General features: G+C 67.0%; 19 protein-coding genes. 13 read left to right on the forward strand and 6 right to left on the reverse strand.

The genetic code is table 11. The features are described 5' to 3' along the window. Positions 1-118: 118 nt before the first annotated feature. On the forward strand, positions 119-706 hold the full coding sequence (locus tag AB6806_RS28965; RefSeq protein WP_142020910.1) for a PopZ family protein: 588 nt from the start codon (positions 119-121) through the stop codon (positions 704-706). Between the two features lie 6 nt (positions 707-712). Here the strand turns inward: AB6806_RS28965 and AB6806_RS05855 are convergent, their stop codons facing one another. Further along, the gene (locus tag AB6806_RS05855; protein WP_133564231.1) at positions 713-943 is read right to left on the reverse strand and encodes a hypothetical protein; all 231 of its coding nucleotides are present in this window, start codon (positions 941-943) and stop codon (positions 713-715) included. 243 nt (positions 944-1,186) lie between these two features. Between AB6806_RS05855 and dps the strand changes: the two genes are divergently transcribed. From dps to AB6806_RS05880, 5 genes are all read left to right on the forward strand, one after another. Beyond that, on the forward strand, positions 1,187-1,744 hold the full coding sequence (gene dps / locus AB6806_RS05860; protein ID WP_081925619.1) for a DNA starvation/stationary phase protection protein Dps: 558 nt from the start codon (positions 1,187-1,189) through the stop codon (positions 1,742-1,744). 147 nt (positions 1,745-1,891) lie between these two features. Further along, entirely contained in the window at positions 1,892-4,711 is a 2,820-nt protein-coding gene (locus AB6806_RS05865) for a valine--tRNA ligase (protein WP_142020911.1), read from the forward strand. A gap of 150 nt (positions 4,712-4,861) precedes the next feature. Further along, positions 4,862-5,443 carry a YqaA family protein gene (locus AB6806_RS05870; protein ID WP_113252344.1) on the forward strand — a complete coding sequence of 194 codons (582 nt, stop codon included), beginning with the start codon at positions 4,862-4,864 and terminating at the stop codon, positions 5,441-5,443. A gap of 288 nt (positions 5,444-5,731) precedes the next feature. Beyond that, positions 5,732-7,462, forward strand: a complete 1,731-nt coding sequence (gene ilvD / locus AB6806_RS05875; RefSeq protein WP_142020912.1) for a dihydroxy-acid dehydratase — start codon at positions 5,732-5,734, stop codon at positions 7,460-7,462. 16 nt (positions 7,463-7,478) lie between these two features. Then, entirely contained in the window at positions 7,479-8,411 is a 933-nt protein-coding gene (locus AB6806_RS05880; RefSeq protein ID WP_248312667.1) for a tetratricopeptide repeat protein, read from the forward strand. Here the strand turns inward: AB6806_RS05880 and xth are convergent. Both xth and AB6806_RS05890 read right to left on the reverse strand, forming a co-directional pair. Beyond that, positions 8,408-9,187, reverse strand: coding sequence for an exodeoxyribonuclease III (gene xth / locus AB6806_RS05885; protein WP_133564237.1), 780 nt, complete (start codon positions 9,185-9,187; stop codon positions 8,408-8,410). The two genes, AB6806_RS05880 and xth, sit on opposite strands and share 4 nt — an antisense overlap. Positions 9,188-9,322: 135 nt before the next feature. Beyond that, the gene (locus tag AB6806_RS05890) at positions 9,323-9,790 is read right to left on the reverse strand and encodes a BA14K family protein (RefSeq protein WP_370954276.1); all 468 of its coding nucleotides are present in this window, start codon (positions 9,788-9,790) and stop codon (positions 9,323-9,325) included. 248 nt (positions 9,791-10,038) lie between these two features. Here AB6806_RS05890 and AB6806_RS05895 point away from each other — a divergent pair, with 248 nt between their 5' ends. After that, positions 10,039-10,614: a TIGR00645 family protein gene (locus AB6806_RS05895; RefSeq protein WP_038367406.1), complete on the forward strand. Its 576-nt coding sequence runs from the start codon at positions 10,039-10,041 to the stop codon at positions 10,612-10,614. 69 nt (positions 10,615-10,683) lie between these two features. Here the strand turns inward: AB6806_RS05895 and trpE are convergent, their stop codons facing one another. Next, the gene (gene trpE, locus AB6806_RS05900) at positions 10,684-12,198 is read right to left on the reverse strand and encodes an anthranilate synthase component I (protein ID WP_038367403.1); all 1,515 of its coding nucleotides are present in this window, start codon (positions 12,196-12,198) and stop codon (positions 10,684-10,686) included. A gap of 2 nt (positions 12,199-12,200) precedes the next feature. After that, positions 12,201-14,114 carry a peptidylprolyl isomerase gene (locus AB6806_RS05905; protein ID WP_370954277.1) on the reverse strand — a complete coding sequence of 638 codons (1,914 nt, stop codon included), beginning with the start codon at positions 14,112-14,114 and terminating at the stop codon, positions 12,201-12,203. A 192-nt stretch (positions 14,115-14,306) separates the two neighbouring features. Between AB6806_RS05905 and tpiA the strand changes: the two genes are divergently transcribed. From tpiA to AB6806_RS05920, 3 genes are all read left to right on the forward strand, one after another. Next, positions 14,307-15,071 (forward strand): triose-phosphate isomerase, encoded by a 765-nt coding sequence (tpiA, locus tag AB6806_RS05910; RefSeq protein ID WP_142020916.1) that lies wholly within the window; start codon positions 14,307-14,309, stop codon positions 15,069-15,071. A gap of 156 nt (positions 15,072-15,227) precedes the next feature. Continuing rightward, on the forward strand, positions 15,228-15,653 hold the full coding sequence (secG, locus tag AB6806_RS05915) for a preprotein translocase subunit SecG (protein WP_038367399.1): 426 nt from the start codon (positions 15,228-15,230) through the stop codon (positions 15,651-15,653). A 152-nt stretch (positions 15,654-15,805) separates the two neighbouring features. Next, entirely contained in the window at positions 15,806-17,434 is a 1,629-nt protein-coding gene (locus tag AB6806_RS05920; RefSeq protein ID WP_038367398.1) for a CTP synthase, read from the forward strand. On the opposite strand, the gene AB6806_RS05925 is transcribed toward AB6806_RS05920, so the two are convergent. Beyond that, positions 17,431-17,817 (reverse strand): GFA family protein, encoded by a 387-nt coding sequence (locus tag AB6806_RS05925; protein WP_142020917.1) that lies wholly within the window; start codon positions 17,815-17,817, stop codon positions 17,431-17,433. The genes AB6806_RS05920 and AB6806_RS05925 overlap by 4 nt on opposite strands. Positions 17,818-17,950: 133 nt before the next feature. Between AB6806_RS05925 and AB6806_RS05930 the strand changes: the two genes are divergently transcribed. The 3 genes from AB6806_RS05930 to AB6806_RS05940 are packed head-to-tail and all read left to right on the forward strand — an operon-like array spanning position 17,951 to position 20,150. Further along, on the forward strand, positions 17,951-18,340 hold the full coding sequence (locus AB6806_RS05930; RefSeq protein WP_370954278.1) for a DUF350 domain-containing protein: 390 nt from the start codon (positions 17,951-17,953) through the stop codon (positions 18,338-18,340). A 9-nt stretch (positions 18,341-18,349) separates the two neighbouring features. Next, the gene (locus tag AB6806_RS05935) at positions 18,350-18,979 is read left to right on the forward strand and encodes a DUF1190 domain-containing protein (protein WP_370954279.1); all 630 of its coding nucleotides are present in this window, start codon (positions 18,350-18,352) and stop codon (positions 18,977-18,979) included. A 1-nt stretch (position 18,980) separates the two neighbouring features. Further along, entirely contained in the window at positions 18,981-20,150 is a 1,170-nt protein-coding gene (locus AB6806_RS05940; RefSeq protein ID WP_370954280.1) for a glutathionylspermidine synthase family protein, read from the forward strand. Positions 20,151-20,192: the final 42 nt, after the last annotated feature.

Here is a 20,192-nt window from a genome sequence, read left to right on the forward strand (position 1 = left end):
GTTTTCTCCTGTGGGATAAGGCTTTGCCGCCTTGTCTGCCCGGAGTCTCATGGAATACTCCGCTTTGGAGCGGCGTTGATTCCATCGGCGCGCGCGCTGTCCAACGGTCCAGACTGTCATGAACGCGCAAGCCAAGCCCAATGAACCGTCGATGGAGGAGATTCTCGCCTCCATCCGCCGGATCATTTCCGACGACGAAGCCAAGCCCGCCGAAGCCGAGGTTGAGGCTCCGGCCCCCGAGCCGGTGCCGGCTTCGATCGACGACGACGTGCTGGATCTCGGCACGGAGGCCGCGTTCGTCGCGCCTCCTGCCGTCGAGCCGCCACCTGCGCCCACCGCCCCGGCCGAAGCCGAGGCTGATGTCGATTTTCGCGAGACCGAGGAGTCCGAGCCGCCGGCTCCGGTCGCGACCATGGCCCCCGTCGAACCGACGCCGGCCCCTGTTGCCGCACCCCAGCCGGAACCGGCGCCGCGGCCCGTCGACATGGCGAGCCTCCTGTCGGATCAGGCGAGTTCCGCCGTCACCAGCGCGTTCGGGCAGCTTGCCAACACCGTGCTCAGCAGCAATGCGCGGACGCTCGAGGATCTCGTCAAGGACATGCTCAAGCCCATGCTGAAGACCTGGCTCGACGACAACCTGCCGTTGATGGTCGAGCGTCTGGTCCGGGCCGAGATCGAGCGTGTCGCGCGCGGCGGGCGCAGTTAGTCAGCTTTATTCGGTGCTGCGAGCGCGTCTCGCGGCCGGACGTGATGCCCGCAAGCCGTCGAAGGCCCCTGCCTCGTCGAGGCGCTTGAGCGCGAAACCTGCCATCGCGAGCGCGGCCGTCGGTGCGCCGAGACGCGAAACCAGCATCGTCAGGCCGATCGCGAACGGGCGCGGGTAGCGGCCGGATGCGGCTTCCACGGTGATCCAGGCGCCCAGGGCGTGAACCAGTAATCTCATCTGCCTGTCCTCACAATCTGACCTTGCGGTTGCGCGGTGCCGCCGAGCGCGCGACAGCAATGCCCGGCGCGGCGGGCGGGCTCTTCCCGTGCTGATCTTGTGGGTGCAACCGTCCGGCGCGACGGAGGTTCCGTGCCATCGCGGCGATGCGGGGCGGGAACAACCGATCGTCTGAGGCGTAGGAGGGGCGCGAGCCGCGCAACCCGGCGCAGGCCCCGCTTCCTTCCTCAGGGGATCTCACCCATGGCCAAGTCCGGCAAAAATCCCGCAACCAAGACAGCGCCTGCCACCAGGGCAGTGGCGAAGACATCGGCTCCCGCGAAAATCGTCAAGTCGAGCAGAATCGAGCTGGCATCGAACACCAAGGCGAAGGTCGTGGGGCTGCTCAATGAGCGCCTTGCCGACGGCATCGATCTGGCGCTGGTGACCAAGCAGGCGCATTGGAATCTGAAGGGGCCGGGCTTCATCGGCGTCCATCTGATGCTCGACGGCTTCCGTGCCGATCTCGACGAGCATGTCGACACCGTGGCCGAGCGCATCGCCCAGCTCGGCGGCATTGCGCTCGGAACCGTGCAGACGACGGCCGATGCGACGTCGCTCAAGCCCTATCCGACGGATATCGTCCCGGTTCAGGACCATCTCAAAGCGCTGATCGAGCGTTACGCGGATGCCGGCAACAAGGTGCGCGAGGCGATCGATGCCTGCGACGAGGCCGGCGATGCCGATTCCGCCGACATCCTCACCGCCTATTCCCGCATGCTCGACAAGTCGCTCTGGTTCCTGCAGTCGAACCTCGCCTAAGGTCCATGCTGGCCTTGCAGGGTGCGGCGCATCATCGAAAACGTTGACGCGCGGCCCGTGCATGGGCTCTTAAGGGCCGAGACCTTTTGGCCCGTGATTTTTCCGGCCGGGGCAGGTTCCCCGGCCTTTCTGCGTTCGAGCGATGCGATGATGGACAAGACTTTCGAGCCGGCAGCCGTCGAGGCCCGGATCAGCAAGGCCTGGGACGAGGCCGGAGCCTTCAAGGCGGGCAGGGGAGCTCAGCCTGGCGCGGAGCCCTATTGCATCGTGATCCCGCCGCCGAACGTGACCGGCTCGCTGCATATGGGCCACGCGCTCAACAACACGCTGCAGGACGTGCTCTGCCGCTTCGAGCGCTTACGCGGCAAGGACGTGCTCTGGCAGCCCGGCACCGACCATGCCGGCATCGCGACCCAGATGGTCGTCGAGCGCAAGCTCGCTGCCGAGAACAAGACCGACCGCCGCACGATGGGCCGCGAGGCCTTCCTCGCCGAGGTCTGGAAGTGGAAGGAGGAGTCGGGCGGCACGATCGTCAACCAGCTCCGCCGCCTCGGCGCCTCCTGCGACTGGTCGCGCGAGCGCTTCACCATGGATGAGGGTCTGTCGGCCGCCGTCCTCAAGGTCTTCGTCAGCCTGCACAAGCAGGGGCTGATCTACCGCGCCAAGCGCCTCGTGAACTGGGACCCCAAGTTCCAGACCGCGATCTCCGACATCGAGGTCCTGCAGATCGAGAAGACCGGCTCGTTCAAATGGGAGCGCGGCGGCGAGGAGGCCTTCGACCTGGCCAAGCTCGACAAGGTGCTGAATCGCGACCCGAACGGCCATCTCTACTATTTCAACTACCCGCTCGAAGGTGCGACCTACGACGCGGACGACGCCTCGACCTTCATCACCGTCGCGACGACGCGCCCGGAGACGATGCTGGGCGACACCGGCATCGCCGTGCATCCGGACAACGAGACGATCGGCCATCTGATCGGCCGCAAGGCGGTGCTGCCGCTGGTCGGCCGCATCATCCCGATCGTGCCCGACGATTACGCCGACCCGGAGAAGGGCACCGGCGCGGTCAAGATCACACCGGCGCATGACTTCAACGATTTCGAGGTCGGCAAGCGCCACCAGCTCGACGTCGTCAACATCCTCGACGGCGAGGCGCGCATCCTGCTCGCCGGCAACGAGGATTTCCTGGCCGGCGCCAAGCCGGACGGCGAGACGCTGGCGCTCGATGGGCTCGACCGCTTCGCCGCCCGCCGTCGCGTCGTCGCGATGATGGCCGAGCGCGGCTTCCTGGCGAAGGTCGAGCCGCACGGCCATACGGTTCCCCATGGCGACCGCTCGGATGTCGTGATCGAGCCCTGGCTCACCGACCAGTGGTATGTCGACGTCAAGCCGCTGGCGGAGCGCTCGATCAAGGCGGTCCGGGACGGCCGCACCAAATTCACGCCCGAGAACTGGACCAAGGTCTTCTACGACTGGCTGGAGAACATCGAGCCCTGGTGCGTCTCGCGCCAGCTCTGGTGGGGTCATCAGATCCCGGCCTGGTACGGGCCGGATGGCGAGGTCTTCGTCGCCGAGTCGGAGGCCGAGGCGCAGACGCTCGCAATGGCGCATTACGGCGACACCGTCGCGCTGACGCGCGACGAGGACGTGCTCGACACCTGGTTCTCCTCGGCGCTCTGGCCGTTCTCGACGCTGGGCTGGCCCGAGCAGACCGCCGAGCTGAAGCATTATTACCCGACGGCGACGCTCGTCACCGCCTTCGACATCATCTTCTTCTGGGTCGCCCGGATGATGATGATGGGCCTCAACGTCATGGACGAGGTGCCGTTCAAGGACGTCTACATCCACGCCATCGTTCGCGACGAGAAGGGCGCGAAGATGTCGAAGTCGAAGGGCAACGTCATCGATCCGCTGGTGCTCGTCGACCAGTACGGCGCCGATGCGCTGCGCTTCACCCTGGCGGCGATGGCGGCTCAGGGGCGCGACATCAAGCTCAGCACGCAGCGTGTCGAGGGCTATCGCAACTTCGCGACCAAGATCTGGAACGCAGCGCGCTTCGCCGAGATCAATGGCTGCGCGCGGGCGGACGGCTTCGATCCGGCCAATGTCAGGCAGCCGCTCAACCGCTGGATCCTCAGCGAGGCGGCGCAAGCGGCCGAGGACATTGCCGCCGGCATCCCGAGCTTCCGCTTCAACGAGGCGGCGGGCGCGGCCTATCGCTTCGTCTGGAACCAGTTCTGCGACTGGTATCTCGAACTCGCCAAGCCGGTGCTGCAGGGCGAGGGCGTCGATGCCGCCGCACGCGCCGAGACGCAGGCGACGGTCGCTTACGTCATCGACCTGATCTGCCAGCTCCTGCACCCCTTCATGCCGTTCCTCACCGAGGAGCTCTGGGCGCAGAAGGCCGAGGCCGGCGCGCCGCGCAAGCTCGCGGATGGCGATGCCTCGCTGGTCTGCCTGACCCGCTGGCCGGATCTCTCGGCGCTCAAGGACGCGGCGGCGGAAGCCGAGATCGGTTTCGTTGTCGACCTGATCTCGGACATCCGCTCGGTCCGCTCCGAGGTGAACGTGCCGGCCGGTACACAGGCGCCGCTCGTTCTCGTCAACGCCTCGGCCGCGACGCGGGCGACCATCGAGAGCTGGCGGCCGATGATCGAACGGCTCGCCCGCGTCTCCGACATCGCTTTCGAGGCGGCGGCTCCGGCGCAGTCGGCGCAGATCATCGTGCGCGGCGAGGTCGCGGCGCTGCCGCTGGCCGGCCTGATCGATCTCGAAGCCGAGCGCTCCCGCCTGACCAAGGAACTGGTCAAGCTCGACCAGGACATCGCGGTGGTCGAGAAGAAGCTCGGCAACCCCGATTTCATGGCCCGCGCGCCCGACGAGATCGTCGAGGAGAATCGCGAGCGCAAGGCCGCGGCGGAAGCGCGCAAGACGAAGATCGCGGAGGCGCTGGCGCGGCTGGCCTGACCCGCCACCGCATTCCGGCCACCGCTGCGTCTTCAAATTGACGTTACCGTAAGAGAGGACTCGCCTTCTCCTTGGACATCGCTTAGATGCGCATGGCGCAACTCCGCCATGCGCGATATGGCGGCAATTCGGATTGGCTGATCAGGACCCATGCTGAAGCGGGCTTATGACTGGTGTGTTTCCTACGCCTCGCACCCGGCCGCTCCCTGGCTGCTCTTCGCGCTGACCTTCGTCGAGAGTTCGATCAGCCCGCTGCCGCCCCTGCCGCTGCTCCTGCCGATGTGCATCGCCAGGCCGGATCGCGCCTGGTTCTACGCCGGAATCTGCTCGCTGGGCGCCGTGCTCGGCGGCTATCTCGGCTACGCCATCGGCGCGCTGCTCTATGAATCGCTTGGTTCCTGGCTGATCGGGATCTACGGGCTGCAGGACAAGGCCGCGCACCTCATCGCCACCTCGCAGGATTACTGGTTCTGGGTGCTCGTCACCAAGGGCCTGACGCCGATCCCGTTCAAGATCGTCACGATCATGTCGGGCTTCCTGCATTTCGACCTGTGGAAGTTCACGGTCGGCATGGTCGTCTCCCGCGTCACCTTCTTCCTGATGATCGCGGTGGCCCTGCGCTTCTATGGCGACGACATCCGCATCTTCATCGAGAAGCACCTGCCGCTGGCAGCACTGACCCTACTGGTGGTTGTGGTCGGCGGCTTCTTCGTCCTGCCGATGGTGCTCTGAAGCGCGTCGCTCCGCCGTCGCATCGGCCTTTTCGTGTCATCGCTGCAACACTGTGGCGGGAACGCTCCCGGCGCCATGTCCATGCCCGCGCTCGCCGCGAAGCCGCCACAAAGAGCGCCCAGCACAAGGGCACGTTAAGTCTTTGAGATATAGACAAATTGAAACTTCGTAGGGCCGTGGATCGCAATATCCCGGCCGAAATCGGGGTTTCGAGGCCGGCGTTGCGATCGGCCTGATCGGCGTGGCATTTTCCGGCCGGGCTGGTCTGGGAGGACAGGGCGAGTGGCGATGGATGCGCGTGTGTTCGACAAGTCGAGGCTGCCGAGCCGCCATGTGAGCGTCGGCCCGGCCAAGGCCCCGCACCGCTCCTATTATTACGCGATGGGCATGACCGCGAAGCAGATCGCGCAGCCCTTCGTCGGCGTCGCCTCCTGCTGGAACGAGGCCGCCCCCTGCAACATCTCCCTGATGCGCCAGGCCCAGGCCGTGAAGAAAGGCGTCGCTTCCGCCAGCGGCACGCCGCGCGAATTCTGCACGATCACCGTCACCGACGGCATCGCCATGGGCCACCAGGGCATGAAGTCGTCGCTGGCCTCGCGCGAGGTCATCGCCGATTCGGTCGAATTGACCATGCGCGGCCATTGCTACGATGCGCTGGTCGGCCTCGCCGGCTGCGACAAGTCGCTGCCGGGCATGATGATGGCGATGGTCCGCCTCAACGTCCCCTCGATTTTCATCTATGGCGGCTCGATCCTGCCCGGCACCTTCAAGGGCCGTCCCGTGACCGTCCAGGACGTGTTCGAGGCCGTCGGCAAGCATTCGGTCGGTGCGATGTCCGACGAGGATTTGAAGGAGCTCGAGGAGGCGGCATGCCCCTCGGCCGGCTCCTGCGGCGCCCAGTTCACCGCCAACACCATGGCGACGGTCGCCGAGGCGATCGGCCTGGCGCTGCCCTATAGCTGCGGCGCTCCGGCCCCCTACGATGTCCGCGACACCTTCTGCTACACCGCCGGCGAGATGGTGATGGAGCTGATCGCGCGGAACATCCGCCCGCGCGACATCGTCACCCGCAAGGCGCTGGAGAACGCCGCAATGGTCGTCGCCGCCACCGGCGGCTCGACCAATGGCGCGCTGCACCTGCCGGCGATCGCGCATGAATGCGGCATCGATTTTGACCTGTTCGAGGTCGCCGAGATCTTCAAGAAGACGCCCTATATCGCCGATTTGAAGCCGGGCGGAAAATACGTCGCCAAGGACATGTTCGAGGTCGGCGGCATTCCGCTGGTGATGAAGAGCCTGCTCGATGCCGGCTATCTTCACGGCGACTGCCTGACCGTGACCGGCCGCACCATCGCCGAGAACATGGCCTCGGTGAAGTGGAACGACCAGCAGGACGTCGTCTACCGCGCCGACAAGCCGATCACGGTGACCGGCGGCGTCGTCGGCCTGCGGGGCAATCTCGCGCCCGAGGGCGCCATCGTGAAGATCGCCGGCATGCCGGAGGACCAGCTCGTCTTCACCGGCCCGGCGCGCTGCTTCGACCGCGAGGAGGATGCCTTCGAGGCGGTCAGGAACCGGACCTATAATGTCGGCGACGTCCTCGTCATCCGCTACGAGGGCCCCAAGGGCGGCCCCGGCATGCGCGAGATGCTGTCGACCACCGCGGCCCTCTACGGCCAGGGCATGGGCGACAAGGTAGCCCTCATCACCGACGGCCGTTTCTCGGGCGCGACCCGCGGTTTCTGCGTCGGCCATGTCGGGCCTGAAGCCGCCGTCGGCGGCCCGATCGGCCTGATCCGCGACGGCGACATCATCGAACTCGACGCCATCACAGGAAAGCTCGCAGTCCGCCTTTCTGATGCCGAACTTGAGGAGCGTCGTAAGGACTGGAAACCGCGGAAGACCGACTACAATTCCGGCGCGCTGTGGAAATACGCGCAGACGGTCGGCTCCGCCAAAGGCGGCGCCGTCACCCACCCAGGAGGGGCGGCCGAAACCCATTGCTATGCGGATATCTGACGTCACCATAGCTTGCATGTTGCTGATGCTCGGCGGCCCCCAGGTCGCCCGGGCACAGGACTATGCCAATGGGCAGCCCATGCTGCCGCCGAGGCCGATTCCCGGAATCGCTCTCCCGGAACCCGATTCCTCGCGCCCGACCTCGCCCGACACGGCCACGATCGCGCCGGCTCCGAACACGCCGATGGCGCATTCAGCCCTGCCGCTCGTCCCCTTCAACAGCGCGCGCGACGCGCTGCGCGCCTGGATGCGCGATTCCTCCGCCGGGGATCAGGTCGGAGCCGTCCGCGCGCTCGAATACGCCGCCTCGCAGGGGCATCTCACTGCGCAGTACAAGCTCGGCCGGATGTATGCCGGCGGCGAAGGCGTCCCGACCAACGATCTCAAGGCCTTCGAATATTTCTCGAAGATCGCGGATGAGAATGCCGACGCCATTCCCGGCACGGCAGACGGCCGCATGGTCGGCAGCGCCTTCGTGGCGCTCGGCAGCTATTTCATCGACGGGATCAAGGGCAGCTATGTGAAGCCCAATCCCGACCGCGCCTTCGACATGTTCAACTACGCCGCTTCCTATTTCGGCGACCCGGACGGCCAGTACAATCTGGCACGTCTCTATATGAAGGGGCAGGGCACCGCCCGCGATCCGCGTCAGGCGGCGCGCTGGATGAAGCTCGCTGCCGAGAAGGGTCATGCGCCGGCCCGCGCCGCCTTCGGCGAGATGCTGTTGCGCGGCGGCGAGGGCGTGCCGCGCCAGCCCGTGCTCGGCCTGATGTGGCTCGCGCTGGCCCGCGAGAGCGCCGATCCGGCGCGCGAGGCCTGGATCCTCGAGCGCAACGATGCCGCCTTCGCGTCGGCGTCGCCGGCAGACCGTACGGCCGCCCTTGCCCTGGTGGAGCGCCAGCAGGTCGCAACCGGCGCCAGCCCGAGCCGCGGCGCCGGCCGGCCTTAGTTCAATTCGATCATCACCGGTACATGGTCCGACGGCTTCTCCCAGCCGCGGACATGCTTGGCGATCTTCACCCCGGCGAGCCTGTCGGCCGCCTGCGGCGACAGCAAGAGATGGTCGATGCGGATGCCGTTGTTCCGCTGCCAGGCGCCGGCCTGATAATCCCAGAAGGTGTAGAGCCCGCCGGCTTCGGTGGTGCTGCGCAAGGCTTCGGTCAGGCCCAGATTGAGAAGCTCCCGGAAGGCGGCTCGTGTCGGGGGCAGGAACAGCGCATCGCTGACCCAGGCCGCGGGGTCGCGTGCGTCACGGGGCTCGGGGATGACGTTGTAATCGCCGGCCAGCACCAGCGGCTCCTCGTGCTCCAGCAGCATTTCGGCATGCGCCGTGAGCCGCTTCATCCAGCCGAGCTTGTAGGGATATTTCTCGGTGTTCGGCGGGTTGCCGTTGGGCAGGTAGATCGAGGCCAGCCGCACCAAGCCCGTGCCTAGGGGCAGAACGCCTTCGAGATAGCGCGCCTGCTCGTCGCCCTCGTCGCCGGGCAGGCCGCGGCGCACATCTTCGAGCTTGCTGCGGCTGAGGATCGCGACGCCATTGAAGGTCTTCTGACCATGCGTCTCGACCTGCCAGCCGGCCGCCTCGATCTCGGCCCGCGGGAAATCGGCATCGAGGCATTTGATCTCCTGCAGGCAGAGCGCGTCCGGCTCGGCCTCCTTCAGGAAATCGAGCAGATGGCCGAGCCGCTGGCGGACCGAGTTCACGTTCCAGGTGGCGATGCGCACGAGATGCTCCGGTATCAGGCAGGCCGCAGATAAGCGGAATCGCAATCGCGATGGCAAGCCGCTTTCCACCGCAAACAAAAACTCCCCGCATCGCTGCGGGGAGCCATTGATTCCCGGTCGGGCTGTCGGGCCCTGTCAGGGGCAGGCGCGAACCACGCCCCCGGCGGCGATATAGGTACCGGTCTCGGGATTGTAGGACCGGAAGCGGCGCGCGCAGTAGGCGACCGCGTCGGTATCCTCGACGCTGTAGCCATAGGCACGCGGAACGGGCGGAGCATAGACCACCGGCGGCGCGACATAGACCGGGGCCGGCTCGTAATAAACTGGCGGCGGCGGAGGCGCGGCCAGCGCACCGGCCGCCAGAGCACCGCCAATGACACCGGCGGCGATGCCGGCGCCGATGGCCGGGCCGCGGCGGTAGCCACCGTAATAGCGGGGGCCGTAATAGCCATAGCGGCGCCATTGCACGGTCTGGAGCAGGCCGGCATCCGCCTTGGCCGAGGCGACCGCGGCAGAGGCCGGCGCCAGCGGCGCCGCGGTGGCGGGAGCAGCGAGAGCGGCGCAGCCGGCGAGGGCGGCGGCGACGGCAAACGTCCTGATCATGGCGAAACTCCTTTACTGTCCCGTGCGAGTGGAACTTCGCATGTCCCCCCGATTGGGCGTGATTGTAGCGATTTATCGAGCCGGCGGAAAGACTAGTCCGCAATCCCGGCGTAAATGCGCCGTCACAACATTGTGGCTGTTGAGGCTCGGAGCCTCATCCGGCGTCTTGCGTCGACGGGTTTTCCTCGCCATCTAGCGCTTCGCCTCACAGAAACCTCCTCATGCATTCGAAGGATCAGGACCCTACCATGGCCCAGACCGGCAGCTCGCCCTCCCGTTCCGCCCCGCCTGGCGCGATGAAGCCTCTGCCGGCGCTGATCTTCAGCTCCCGCTGGCTGCAGCTGCCGCTCTATATCGGCCTCATCGTGGCCCAGTGCGTCTACGTCTTCCTGTTCCTCAAGGAGCTCTGGCACCTCGTCACCCACGCCTTCGACTTCAGCGAGCAGCAGATCATGCTGGTCGTGCTGGGACTGATCGACGTGGTGATGATCTCGAACCTGCTGATCATGGTGATCGTCGGCGGCTACGAGACCTTCGTCTCGCGGCTGCGGCTGGAAGGCCACCCGGACCAGCCGGAATGGCTGAGCCACGTCAACGCCAGCATCCTCAAGATCAAGCTCGCCATGGCGATCATCGGCATCTCGTCGATCCACCTGCTCAGGACCTTCATCGAGGCCGGCAATATCGGCGGGCTCGGCCGGACGACGAACTACACCGAATCCGGCGTCCTGCTGCAGACGCTGATCCATGTCGTCTTCATCCTGTCCGCCGTCGGCATCGCCTGGGTCGACCGGATGACGGCCCATCCCAGCAAGGGGCACTGAAGCGGCACGCAAGACCGCAAAAGAAAACCGCCCGGCTGCTTCCAGCCGGGCGGTTCGCATGCGGCAGTCTTACTGCCCGCGCCCGCTGCGCGCGGCGAAGCGGATCGCTTCCTCGGCCGCCCGGAACAGGGCCTTGGCCTTGTTGATGCACTCCTCCTGCTCGGAGGCCGGGTTCGAATCGTAGACGATGCCGGCGCCGGCCTGGACATGCATCCTGCCGTCCTTCACCACGGCGGTCCGCAGCACGATGCAGGTGTCCATCTCGCCATTGGCGCCGAAATAGCCGATGCAGCCGGCATAGGCGCCGCGTGCATCGCGCTCCAGCTCGTCGATGATCTCCATCGCCCGCACCTTCGGCGCGCCCGAGACGGTGCCGGCCGGGAAGCCGGCGATCAGGGCGGCCAGCGAATCGTGCTTCGGGTCGATCTTGCCCTCGACGTTCGAGACGATGTGCATGACCTGGCTGTAGCGCTCGATGAAGAAGGAATCGGTGACCTTGACCGTTCCGATCTCCGCGACGCGCCCGACATCGTTGCGGCCGAGATCGAGCAGCATCAGGTGCTCGGCGCGCTCCTTCGGATCGGCCAGCAGCTCCGCGGCGAGGGCGTCGTCCTCGGCAGGCGTCGCGCCGCGCCGGCGCGTGCCGGCGATGGGGCGGATCGTGACCGTGTCGTCGCGCCGCCGGACCAGGATCTCGGGGCTCGAGCAGACGATCTGGAAGCCGCCGAAATCGAGGTAGCAGAGGAACGGCGCCGGGTTGACGCGGCGCAGCGCCCGGTAGAGCGCGAAAGGCGGCAGCGCGAAGGGGGCTTCGAAGCGCTGCGACAGCACGACCTGGAAGATGTCGCCGGCGCGGATGTACTCCTTCGCCTTCGCCACCATGTCGAGATACTCGGCTTCGCTGGTGTTCGAGGTCGTGACCGGCTCGGGCAGATTGGCGATGTCGATGTCGGCCTCGGCGGGCAGGGCGCCTTCAAGGACACGGACGACGCCGTCGAGCCGCTCCTGGGCGCTCTCATAGGCGTGCCGCGCCGCGATGCCGGGCTGGTGACGCACCGGCGTGACGATGTGGATCTCGTCGCGCACGGCGTCGAACACGACCATCAGCGTCGGCCGGCTCAGGATCGCGTCGGGAACGCCGGTGCCGGTCTCCTTCGGCTCGGGCAGGCGCTCCATCAACCGCACCATGTCGTAGCCGAGATAGCCGAAGACGCCGGCCGCCATCGGCGGCAGCCCCTCCGCCTCGGGAATCGCGCTTTCGGCCAGCAGCGAACGCAGGCTCTCGAAGGCCGGGCGCGGATCGTCGAGGAAGGCGTCGCCGAGCGCCGGCCGGCACATCGCGGCCTGCCCCTGATGGCAGCGCCAGATCAGGTCCGGCTCCAGCCCGATCATCGAGTACCGACCGCGAACGGCGCCGCCCTCCACCGATTCCAGCAGGAAAGCCGGCCCGGAGGTGGCGTGCCGCAGCTTCAGGAAGGCGGCGACCGGCGTCTCGCAATCGCCGACCAGGACTTGCCGCAGGAGCTGCGGTGCGCCCGTTTCGTAGATCTGCGCGAAGCGCTCGAATTCGTCGAGGTGCTGCATCGTCAATTCTGCACCCCGCCAGTGGCGTTGCGGAACGCCGCGTCATTGATGCTCACGCCGAGCTTGGCCTGGCGCTCGGCGACATATTGCAGCAGGAGCCCCTCGCTCAGATTGGCGGAGAGCAGGCGAACGAAGTTGTCCGCCTCCTGCGTCGTGCGGACGTAAGGCGGCACCGTCGCCGAATCGACCTTGAACAGGATGCGGCCGCCATCGGCGCCGGCCGCCGAATTGGCCTTGCCGGCGACCGTGCCGAACACCTGGGTGACGACGTTGGCCGGCAGGTCCGTGCGCTGCTCCTGTCGCCCGATGCCGGCGGCCGTCTCCATCGTCAATCCGCTCGACGTCGCGACCGTCGCGAAGGCCTCGCCCTTGTCGAGCCTCTGGACGAGCTCGCGCGCCTTGGCCGAGAGCTTGTTCGCGGTCTCGTCGGCGCGCCACTGCGTCGCGACCTCGCCCTTGACCTCGTCGAAGGAACGGTCGCGGGACGGGTCGATCTTGGCGATGTCGAACCAGACATAGCCGGCGTTCTGGGGCAGGCGGATCGCCTCGTTGTCGACGCCGATATCAGAGGCGAAGATCGCGCGCAGCGTCGCATCGCCGCCGGGCAGGGGAGCCTCCTGGGCGCCGTCGGGCTTGGTCATGCCCTGGCTCATCGGGCCGACGACACGCAGCTCGAGGTTGAACTGCTTGGCGATCTCAGCCAGCGGCTTCGCCGAGGCGCGCTCATCCTCGATCTTGTCGTGCAGCTCGGTGATCCGGCTCGAGGCACGGCCCGCCGCGATCTCCTTCTTCACCTCCTCGGCGACCTCCTCATAGGGGCGCACATGCTGGCTATCGACCTTGGTGACGCGCAGCAGCACGGTCCCGAAGGCGCTCTGCACGGGCGCGCTGACGGCGCCTTCCTCCAGCGCGAAGGCGGCCTCGCGCACGGCGGGGTCGAAGATCTGCTCGCGGGTGAAGGTGCCGAGCGTGAGGTCCTTGAAGGCGACGTTCCGCTCGGTCGCGATCTCGTCGAAGGTCTCGCCACCGTCGATCTTGGCTTTGGCGGCCTGTGCCTCCTCGGCATTGGGAAAGGGGATCTGCTCGACGGTACGCGTCTCCGCCGTGGTGAAGCGCTGCGCTTTCAGCGCCTCGTAGCGTGCCTTCGCCTCGTCATCGGTGACCTTGGCCGGGTCGGCGACAGCCTCGGCCGTGATCGCGAGCACGGAGGCGGTCCGGTATTCCGGGGCGCGGAAAGCAATCTTGCGCTCGTTGTAGAAGGCCTTGAGCTGGTCCTCGGTCGGAGCCGCGATCTCGCCGGCGGCGCTCGCCGGCATGCGGGCGAAGGTGACGGTGCGCTTCTCGTTGCGCAGCCGGTTGCCGATCTCCTGCAGGGCGACCGGAACGGTGAAGCCGCCGCTGATCATCTCGGCGATCTGCTGGCGCAGGATGGTGGCGCGCTGGAGCGCGACATAGCTCTGCTCGCTATAGCCGTTCGAACGCAGCAATTCGTTGAAGCGCGCCGCCGAGAACTGGCCGGACGCGTCGCGGAAGACCGGGTCGTCGAAGATCAGGTTGCGGATCGTGTCGTCGGAGACGGCCAGGTGCAGGTTCTTGGCCGTCTGGTCGAGCGTCGCCTCGCTGACCAGCCGCGAGAGCACCTGCCGGTCGAGGCCGAGCGCGCGCGCCGTCTCCGGCGAGATCTGCCGGCGCTGCTGGCGGATCAGGTTCTGGAGGTCGTTCTGATAGGCGGTGCGCATCTGCTCGATGCTGATCTCGGTCTTGCCGACCCGCGCGACCTCGTTGCGGCCATAGCCACGGAAGATGTCGCCCACGCCCCAGATCGCGAAGGCGAGGATCAGGACGCCGAACAGGACGCTGATGACGAGCTTGCCGAGCAAACCCTGACTCGCCTTGCGGATGCCCTGCATCATCATGGAAGCTGTCTTTCCCTGAACCCGTTCGTGGCGCGGAGACGGGCCCGCGCGCGTTTTTGTCGGCGCTGCTTATAGGAACCGGCGGCGAAAGCCGCAATCGCCGCGGCGGCTTCGTGTTTCCGGTTCACATGAGATTGCGGCGCCAGCCGGGCATTGATAGAGCCCGGACAGCACAATTTCCGGAGGAACGACGTGACGCGCAGCATCAGGCCGCTGGTAGCCGGCAACTGGAAGATGAACGGGCTGAAGGCCGATCTCGCCATCGCGACGGAGGTCGCCCGCGGCTATGACGCCTCGCTCAAGGCCGCCGTCGACCTCGCGATCTGCCCACCCTCGACACTGCTGTTCACCGCCACCGCCGCGCTGATCGGCTCGCGCATCGCGACAGGCGGGCAGGATTGCAGCGTTCAGCCCGCCGGCGCCTTCACCGGCGAGGTCTCGGCCGCGATGCTGGCCGATGCGGGGGCGAGCTTCTGCATCGTCGGCCATTCCGAGCGGCGCGCGCTCCATGGCGAGGACAACGCCACCGTCCGCGCCAAGGCCGAGGCCGCGCGCAAGGCATTGCTCGTGCCGATCATCTGCGTCGGCGAGACGCAGGGCGAGCGCGAGGCCGGCAAGGCGCTGGCCGTGGTGCGCAGGCAGCTCAAGGGCTCGGTGCCGGAAGGCCTCGACGCCGCAAGCCTGGTCATCGCCTATGAGCCGGTCTGGGCGATCGGCACGGGCCTGACCCCGACGGCAGCCGATGTCGCCGAGATGCACGCCGCGATTCGCAGCGACCTTGCGCGGATCGTCGGCAAGAACGCCGCAGCCGGCGTCCGGCTGCTCTATGGCGGCTCGGTGAAGCCCTCGAACGCGGCCGAGCTGATGAATGTCGCCAATGTCGACGGCGCGCTCGTCGGTGGCGCCAGCCTGAAGGCCGAGGAATTCCTGGCGATTGCGCGCGCTTGCGCCGGCTGAGGCGTCATCCGAGCCCCGGTCATGCAAGCCGGCGGGCCTTCAGGGGTGGCGCAGCCGCAAACCCCGTGCTATGTGCGCCGCCGAATTCGCCTCGACCTTTCGAGGAGGAGCGGGTAGCCCTTGCGGCGGCCCGCGCCATCCCCATTTCGTGAGATCATGCAGAACGTTCTCATCGTCATTCATCTGATCATCGTCGTCGCGCTCGTCGGCGTCGTGCTGCTGCAGCGCTCCGAAGGCGGCGGGCTCGGCATGGGTTCCGGCGGCGGTGGCGTCGGCGGCTTCATGACCGGGCGCGGCCAGGCGAACGCGCTGACCCGGGCGACGGCGATTCTCGCCGGCCTGTTCTTCCTGACCTCGATCGTGCTCGCGATCATGGCCACTCAGGGCCGCGTGCAGCGTTCGATCATCGACGGCGCCCCGGCGACGACGGCTCCGGTCACTCCGGGCCAGCCCGCCGCGCCGAACGCCCCGAGCGCGCCCAATGCCGGCGGCGTGCTCGACCAGCTCCGTCAGCTCCAGAACCAGACGCAAGGCGGCGCACAGCCGCCGACCCCGGCGCCGCCAGCGGCACCGCAGCAGTAACCAGGGCAGGGCCGGGAAACCGGCCCTTCTCTTTTGTGTGGAGACGGGCCGGGCGACCGGCCCTCTCTTTTGTGGACAAGCGCGCAGAGCAAGGCGGGACTGCACTGCATGCGCTTAGCGAATCGAACCCGTGGCGATAGAGGTGAACTCCCATGACGCGGTATGTTTTCATCACCGGCGGCGTGGTGTCCTCGCTTGGCAAAGGCCTGGCGGCGGCGGCTCTCGCAGCCCTTCTGCAGGCACGTGGCTACAAGGTCCGCCTGCGCAAGCTCGACCCCTATCTCAATGTCGATCCGGGCACGATGAGCCCGTATCAGCACGGCGAGGTCTTCGTCACCGATGACGGCGCCGAGACCGACCTCGACCTCGGCCATTACGAGCGCTTCACCGGCCGGCCCTGCAACAAGGGCGACAACATCACCACCGGCCGCATCTACATGGACATCCTGACCAAGGAGCGTCGCGGCGAATATCTCGGCGCCACGATCCAGGTCGTCCCGCACGTCACCAATGCCATCAAGGAGTTCATCCTTTCCGGCAATGAGGGCTACGACTTCACGCTGGTCGAGATCGGCGGCACGGTCGGCGACATCGAGAGCCTGCCCTTCCTCGAGGCGATCCGACAGGTGAACCAGCAACTGCCGCGCGGGCAGTGCATCTTCATCCACCTGACGCTGCTGCCCTATATCCCGACCGCCGGTGAGTTGAAGACCAAGCCGACCCAGCACTCGGTCGCCGAATTGCGCTCGATCGGCATCCAGCCCGATATCCTGCTCTGCCGCACGGACCGCGAGATTCCGCGCGAGGAGCGCCGCAAGCTCGCGCTGTTCTGCAATGTCCGCGAGACCGCCGTGATCGAGGCCCGCGACGTCGCCTCGATCTACGACGTGCCGCTCTCCTACCATGCGGAAGGGCTCGACAACGAAGTGCTGGCCGCCTTCGGCCTCGACGCCTCGAGCGAGCCGGACGTCACGAACTGGAAGCATATCTCCGACCGGGTGAAGAACCCCGAGGGCGAGGTCACCATCGCCGTCGTCGGCAAATACACCGGCATGAAGGACGCCTATAAGTCCCTCATCGAGGCGCTGACCCATGGCGGCATCGCCAACAACGTCAAGGTCAATCTCGACTGGATCGAGTCCGAGGTCTTCGAGAAGGAGGACCCGGCACCGTTCCTGGAGCATGTCCACGGCATCCTGGTGCCCGGAGGCTTCGGCCATCGCGGCGCCGAGGGCAAGATCAAGGCCGCGACCTTTGCTAGGCAGCGCAAGGTGCCCTATTTCGGCATCTGCTTCGGCATGCAGATGGCGGTGATCGAGGCGGCGCGTTCGCTCGCCGGGATCGAGGCGGCAAGCTCGACCGAGTTCGGCGAGACCAAGGAGCCCGTCGTCGGCCTGATGACGGAATGGCTGCGCGGCAACGAGCTGGAGCAGCGCGCGGCCGGCGGCGATCTCGGCGGCACCATGCGGCTCGGCGCCTACGCCTCCGTCCTCTCGCCGGACACCAAGATCGCGAAGATCTACGGCTCGACCGAGATCTCGGAACGCCACCGCCATCGCTACGAAGTCAACATGAACTACCGCCAGCGGCTGGAAGAGCAGGGCATGCGCTTCAGCGGCGTCTCGCCGGACGGGCTCTTGCCTGAGACGGTGGAATATCCGGACCATCCCTGGTTCATCGGCGTGCAGTACCACCCCGAGCTGAAGTCGCGCCCCTTCGAGCCGCATCCGCTGTTCGCGAGCTTCGTCGAAGCGGCCGTGGTGCAGAGCCGTCTGGTCTAATCGCTGTCGAGGGCAACCGCCGCCCAGGGATGGCGGTGCTCCTCGAAGACCGCCTTTCGCGGGGCGGGAAATGCGGGATCGGCGAAGGCGCCGACCGCCACGGCGATCATCTCCGGCCTGCGAGACGGCTCCCAGAAGACCGTGCTGCCGCAGGCCGGGCAGAAATGATGCAGGACGCGAAAGCCGCTATCGGCAGGGCGGTCATAGTCGGTATGATCCCCGGACACGGCGACGGCCTCCCGCGCGAAGAAAGCCGCCACGCCATAGACGCTGCCCGTTCGCCTCTGGCATTCATGACAATGGCACAGGGCGACGATGGCCGGCTCTCCCCGGCAGGTGACTCGCAACTGGCCGCAGCTGCAGCAGGCTTCCCGGATCTTCATGCGGCGCATCCTCGTTTTAGATGACGGCTGACGCAGCTTTTTCGGCTAGCTTCGCTGGTGCCCGACAATGCCTCACCTATGATGAGGCTGCGAGGCATCGGATGGGCTGGGGGGCGGGGGCATGATGATCTCGATGGCGGGCTTGCCCGCGTTCCTTCTCTATTTCGTCGTCGGCGCGGCGCTGATCGCAGCCTTCGCCGTGATCTATCTGCGCATGACGGCCCATGACGAGATCGCCCTGATCCGAGGTGGCAATCTCTCGGCCGCGATCGCACTGGGCGGCAACCTCATCGGCTTCACCGTGCCGCTCGAAAAGGCGATCTCGCAGGCCAGCAGCATCCCGGACTGCGTGCTCTGGGCCGTCGCGGCGATGCTGGTCCAGTTCGCGGCCTATGGCCTCGCGCGGATCGTCATCCCGGAGCTCTCGCGGAAGATCGCGGAAGACCGCCTGCCATCGGCCGGGATGCTGGCGGTGATCGCGGTGATTTCGGGTACGCTGGCCGCAGCCAGCATGACGATCTGAGGGCATGCCATGAAGCGCTCGACACAGATCGGGCTGGCCGCGGTCGGGGTCGTGCTCGTCGCCTCGTTCTGGCCACGCTCCAGCGAGGAAACCCAGGAAAGCCTCGTCTATAACAGCCTGAGCGATTGCCGCGCCGGCGGGCAGCTCAGCGCGCAACAATGTGAGACCGCCTTCTCCGAGGCGACCGCCGCACGCCTCAAGGATGCGCCGAAGTTCAACAACCAGAACGAATGCGAGGCGCAGTACGGCGCCAATGGCTGTTCCAGCGCCAGCATCGGCGGCGCCCAGTATTTTGTCCCGGCGCTCGCGGGCTTCATGCTGGCGCGGGGCCTGGCCGGTTCGCAGGCGCAGCCCCTGCTGCCGCCGACAACCGCCGCTTGCCCGCCGGGCTCCGCCCAGCCGGAATGCCAGCAGGCGCGCGCCGCCGGCTCCTCTTCCTCGTCATCCGGCGGCAGCGGCTCCTATGGCAGCAGCAGCTCCTCGAGCAGCCGCCGCTCGCGCGCCTATTCGACGACGACCGGCGGCAGCGTCGCGGTATCGCCGACGAGCACGCGCGGCGTCAGCACGACGACCAGCGTCTCGTCGCGGGGCGGCTTCGGCTCCATCGCCCGTTCCTTCTCCTCGCATTCCTCGTCCTGAGATGCGTCGCGTCACGCTTCCACCCCGTCCCGACTGGGCCGCGCAGGTCGAGCGGCTGGGCTTCGCCTTCCACACCATCGACGGCGAGACCTATTGGGACGAGAGCGCTGCGTTCGCCTTCACGCTGGAGGAGATCGAGCGCGACATCGAGGCGCCGACCGAGGCGATCGAGGAGCTCTGCTTCGCCTTCATCGAGAAGGCACTCGCCAGCGAGGAGATCCTGACCAGCCTCGCCATCCCAGCCGCGCATTGGGACTATATCCGGCGGAGCTGGCAGAGCGGCGAGCGCAATCTCTATGGCCGGCTCGACCTCGCCTATGACGGGCATGGGCCGGCCAAGCTGCTGGAATACAACGCCGATACGCCAACCGCCCTGTTCGAATCGAGCGTCGTCCAGTGGGACTGGCTCGAGCAGGCGATGGCGCGTGGCGCGCTTCTCCCCGGCAGCGATCAGTTCAACTCCCTGCACGAGCGGCTGATCGCGGCCTTCGCCGGCCTGCGCACGCCGTCGCCCTATCGCCTGCATCTCACCTGCGTCGAGGGCAGTGCCGAGGACAAGGGCACGGTCGACTATCTGACGGATTGCGCCGTCCAGGCCGGCCTCGATGCGCGTTTCACTTATATCGAGGAGATCGGCCTGCTGACGGACGGGCGCTTCTGCGACGGCGCCAACCAGCCGATCGAGACCCTGTTCAAGCTCTATCCCTGGGAATGGCTGTTCCGCGAGCGCTATGGCGAGGCGCTGGCCGGCTCGCGCTGCCAGTTCATCGAGCCGCCCTGGAAGGCGCTGCTCTCCAACAAGGGCCTGCTCGCCTGCCTCTGGGAGATGGAACCGGGCCATCCCAACCTGCTGCCGGCCTTCTTCGAGGGCGACCCGCGCTCCGCGACGCTCTCGGCCCGCCGCGTCCGCAAGCCGCTCTATTCGCGCGAGGGCGCCAATGTCACGCTGATGGAGCGCGACCGCGTCCTCGACAGCGATGATGGCCCCTATGGCGCGGAAGGCTATGTCCTGCAGGATGCCGCGACCAATCTCTTCTCGGCCGGCGGCAATTACGCGGTGCTGGGCTCCTGGCTCGTCGCCTCGCAGGCCTGCGGGCTTTGCGTCCGCGAGGATGCCTCGCCCATCACGAAGAACACCTCGCGCTTCCTGCCGCACTATATCGAGCCGTGACCGCAACGCGACATGACCGCGCCGTGAAGAGTTGCTAGCCTT

It is taken from the genome of Allobosea sp. RCC_152_1 (assembly GCF_041360765.1).
Taxonomy (GTDB): Bacteria; Pseudomonadota; Alphaproteobacteria; order Rhizobiales; family Beijerinckiaceae; genus Allobosea; species Allobosea spartocytisi.